The organism is Halorubrum trueperi, from assembly GCF_042662525.1.
Taxonomy (GTDB): Archaea; Halobacteriota; Halobacteria; order Halobacteriales; family Haloferacaceae; genus Halorubrum; species Halorubrum trueperi.
Genome location: NZ_JBHSXI010000017.1, coordinates 1 through 3874, shown reverse-complemented (window position 1 = coordinate 3874; position 3874 = coordinate 1). Strand labels below are relative to the sequence as shown.

Sequence of the window (3874 nt, the reverse complement as noted above, 5' to 3'; positions counted from 1 at the left end):
CAACGATGATCGTGGCGTCGATGACCTTATGCAAGAGATCGACCACCTTTTCGTTCACTCAACAGCCGACGCTAACGTTCAAAGCTGAGTGATCAAGAGAAGATTGTGTTCCGAGATGAAGATATTCGATGGACCTACGCCGAATTCAATGAGGAACTGAATAAGATGGCGAATGCCTATCTTGACCTCGGGCTTTCGAAAGGCGATCGCGTCGGGTTCATGGGGCAGAACACGTCAGAACTCATCGTCTCATATATAGCTTCTATGTATATCGGGCTAGAACCCTGCTTTTTTAACTTACGTGAATCGAAAGGTAGACTCCAAAAGCTCAGTCAACGGTTTGATCCCGAGTGTTTCGTCTACGACGAGCGTGTCGAGGAGAAAATATCGTATATCAGGGAAACCGTGGACCTAGACACCGAGATCTCGGTAAATGGGTCTGCCGGCCCTAATAGCGTGGCTTTCTCGGATCTTGAGTCCGAGTATACGTCTGACCCACCGGACACCCAGGTTTCACGCGGTGATGTCGGACTTATAAGTTGGTCTTCAGGAACGACTGGTATCCCAAAAGGACTCGTCTGGTCGAACGAGGGGGTCGTTTTCTCAGGGAGTATCTGCGGCAATGCATACGACCTCCGCTCGGATGATAGTATGGTAAACATGTTTACGCCTGGGTTCCATGGGTGGGTATACTTTACATTCCCTGCTATCTTAAACGGCGCAAAATTAATTTTCTTAGAAGAATACGAGCCGGTCCCCTTTTTGGAGGCGATTGAGGAAGAACGCGTGTCGGTATTCGGCGGCGTTCCAACGCCGCTTAGAATGGCCCTACAACAGGATATAGAAAATTACGATTTTTCATCAGTCCGCCATGGGTTCTTCGCTGGGGAGAAAATGGATCCAAATTCGATCAAGACGGTAAACGAACACATTACCACTGAGTTTTACTCCATTTATGGGACTTCTGAGGCAGCCGCTCTCAGCGGACAACTTGCGGATGTTTACAAGGAAAAACCAGATTGCCTCGGACAGGGTCCGCCGACCGTCGAGGCCCGAGCTGTGAAGTTAACGGAAGCGGGCGGGAAGGCGAATCCAGACGAAATAGTCGCGCCAGGTGAATCGGGAGAATTGATAATCTCCAGTCCGGCCCGGGCGGAATACGTCCTCGATGATCCGGAGAAAACAAACGAGATATTCCGCGATGGATGGTGGTACTCTGGTGACGCTGTTCGGAAAGACGAAGACGGCGATCTCTTCATAGTTGGTCGAACTGATGACATGATAATAAGCGGCGGGATCAACGTCTTCCCCAATCCCATTGAGGAAGCTGTCACCGAAGTAGAAGGTGTAGTTGAGGCGGCAGTGATCGGCCTGCCAAGTGAGGAGTGGGGTGAAGAGGTCACAGCAGTCGTCAGGTCCACTAATGATGTGTCGGAAAGTGAATTAGAACAGTATCTTCGAGACCATGAAGATATCCCATCCCACGCACGTCCTAAAGCGTTCTACTTCTGGGGGAGCGAGGAGTTCCCAAAAACTACCAGCGGGAAGATATATAGGAGCAAAATTAAGGAACACATTGAGGGGAGCAATCATGACGAATAAGGTAACCACGGAAGTAGATGGTAACATCGGAATAATAACATTAAATCGTCCAGAAAATAATAACACAATCAACGTTGAGATGCTGGAAGATCTTAACAGCGGCCTTGAAGAGCTGAAAATGAACGACGCGGTAAAATCGCTGATTTTACGTGGGGCAGACAACACGTTTTGTGCAGGAGCTGATCTTTTGGCATTTCAAGATGGAGAGCTGCTCACAGCCACATCTGACATCGGTCTCCTCCGACAGGTGCAGAAAAAACTTGAGGATTTCCCGATGCCGACCATCGCCGCAATCGAGGGTGTTGCGCTTGGTGGAGGAGTCGAGTTGGCAGCATGTTGTGACTTTCGAATTGCCGACAGCGATGCAGAACTTGGGTTTACTGAGATTGATCTCGGAGTGTTCCCGGGGGCAGGTGGCACGCAGCGTGTGCCCCGGTTAATTGGTGTTACAAAATCGAAGGAACTGATCTTCACGGGGGGACGACTCTCGGGCATAGAAGCAGAATCGATAGGACTTGTTGATAAAGTAGCCGGAGAAGACGAATTAATGGAAGTGGTCATTGAGTTCGCAGAACAGTTCTCAGATAAACCACCCATAGCGCTTCAGACCGCAAAAGCGGCACTCAATGAGGTTTGGCGGGGATCGTCTCTCCGTGAAGGACTTCTATTTGAATCGCTTGCCGCAGATATCGCGTTCGAAACCGAAGATCGGAGTGAAGGGATGAACGCATTCCTCGCGAAACGTGAGCCTGAGTGGAAAGGTCGATAAGAACATAGGAGCCCAACAATGAAGTTCAACAAAACTGTAATCGCGGGAATCGGTGAAACCGAAAAGAGTAGAGCACGGGAAAATCGAGGTGAAGCCTACCACAGCATGGAGGAGTACTATAAGCAGGCAGCAGAACTGACGCTCGAGGATGCTGGGGTAGAGATGAATAATGTCGACGGTTTTGGAATGATAAACCCAACAGCCGAAACTCCGTTCATTTATCCATCCGTTATGGCGGAAACGATTGGTTTGGAGGATCTAAACTGGATTCAATCAGTAGATCACGGGGGGGCAAGTGCGACATCCCTGCTAATCCAAGCGGCATCCGCGGTAGAGAATGGTGTTGTCGATACGATGTTGTGTCTTGGTGCGGACGCCCCTATGGATCCCTATAAAGATCTAGACACACTGTTCCCTGCCGATCCCCGGGGATTCACCAGGAATTATCTTGATCCGTTCGGAAACCAGGGGCCAAACACACGACTGGCTTTGGTTCAACGAGCTCATATGGAGCAATATGGAACAACAATCGACCAATTCGGGGAAATCGCGGTAACTCAGCGCGAACACGCAGTTCGGAATCCGCTCGCCTATTTCGATGAGTCATACGATCTAGATGAATACAAAGAATCCCCCATGATTTCCTCTCCAATTAGGATGTTGGATACCGTCATGCCGGTTAACGGTGGCTTTGGTTACCTGCTGACGTCTGCCGAGAAAGCAGCCGAATTAGATGTTGATTCCGTATTAATCTCTGGATTCGGTGAGCACCATAGCCCTGATCTTTCTGCTAAACCCGATGCAACAACAACAGGTATCGTTCGTGCGGGACAGCTCGCTTGTGAACGGGCAGGGATTGATCCCGCCGATGCGGATTTCTTCCAACCGTATGACGACTATCCGTCGGTCGTGTTGATGCAAATTGAGGACATGGGCTTCTGCGAAAAAGGAGCCGGGGGAGAATTCGTCGAGGAAAACGATCTCATGTATGATGGTGACCTCCCCGTGAATACATCTGGCGGGCAGCTGTCGGTAGGACAGGCCGGAATGGCCGGTGGATTCGTCCAACTCCTTGAGGGCATTCGACAGCTCCGAGGAGAGGGCGGTGAGCGCCAAGTGCCCGACGCCGAGTATGGTATCGTCACTGGCGTCGGCGGAATCAGCTACAAAAAGAACCTGCAAAACAACACGGTAGTTGTGTTAGAAAGAGGTGAATGAAAATGGAAAACCTAAGCGAAATCGCGTTGAGAGTACACAACCGGCGAGCGACTGCGGGGTATGACAAACCACTCCCCGTTATCGAGAATGAACCGTACGCTAAACCATTCTGGGACGGTGCCACGAACGAACAACTTCTGTTTCAACAGTGCGAGACGTGCGGAGAAAAGATATTCGTACGTGTTTAGCCCCGTCTGATTTCGTCACTATCTCGTAGGTGGTGGCCTATGACAGACACATGGTCTGCCAGCAGGGAGTCAGTCTACATCCTCAGGGATGGTCTCC

At 50.3% G+C, this 3874-nt stretch carries 3 protein-coding genes; all 3 read left to right on the top strand.

Going from position 1 to position 3874, the window contains the following annotated elements:
* The first annotated feature begins 105 nt into the window (after positions 1-105).
* Genes ACFQEY_RS14485 through ACFQEY_RS14475 form a run of 3 tightly spaced genes read left to right on the top strand, consistent with a single transcriptional unit; the run spans position 106 to position 3589 of the window.
* Positions 106-1602 carry a class I adenylate-forming enzyme family protein gene (locus tag ACFQEY_RS14485; RefSeq protein WP_379769858.1) on the top strand — a complete coding sequence of 499 codons (1497 nt, stop codon included), beginning with the start codon at positions 106-108 and terminating at the stop codon, positions 1600-1602.
* Entirely contained in the window at positions 1592-2371 is a 780-nt protein-coding gene (locus ACFQEY_RS14480) for an enoyl-CoA hydratase/isomerase family protein (protein ID WP_379769856.1), read from the top strand. Before ACFQEY_RS14485 ends, ACFQEY_RS14480 begins: the two co-directional genes overlap by 11 nt.
* An 18-nt stretch (positions 2372-2389) precedes the next feature.
* Positions 2390-3589, top strand: a complete 1200-nt coding sequence (locus tag ACFQEY_RS14475; protein ID WP_379769854.1) for a thiolase family protein — start codon at positions 2390-2392, stop codon at positions 3587-3589.
* Positions 3590-3874 lie beyond the last annotated feature (285 nt).

Bases quoted from the DNA above. Each gene is read 5' to 3' on its own strand.
- ACFQEY_RS14480 (WP_379769856.1), top strand. From the start codon at position 1,592: ATGACGAATAAGGTAACCACGGAAGTAGATGGTAACATCGGAATAATA.
- ACFQEY_RS14475 (WP_379769854.1), top strand. From the start codon at position 2,390: ATGAAGTTCAACAAAACTGTAATCGCGGGAATCGGTGAAACCGAAAAG.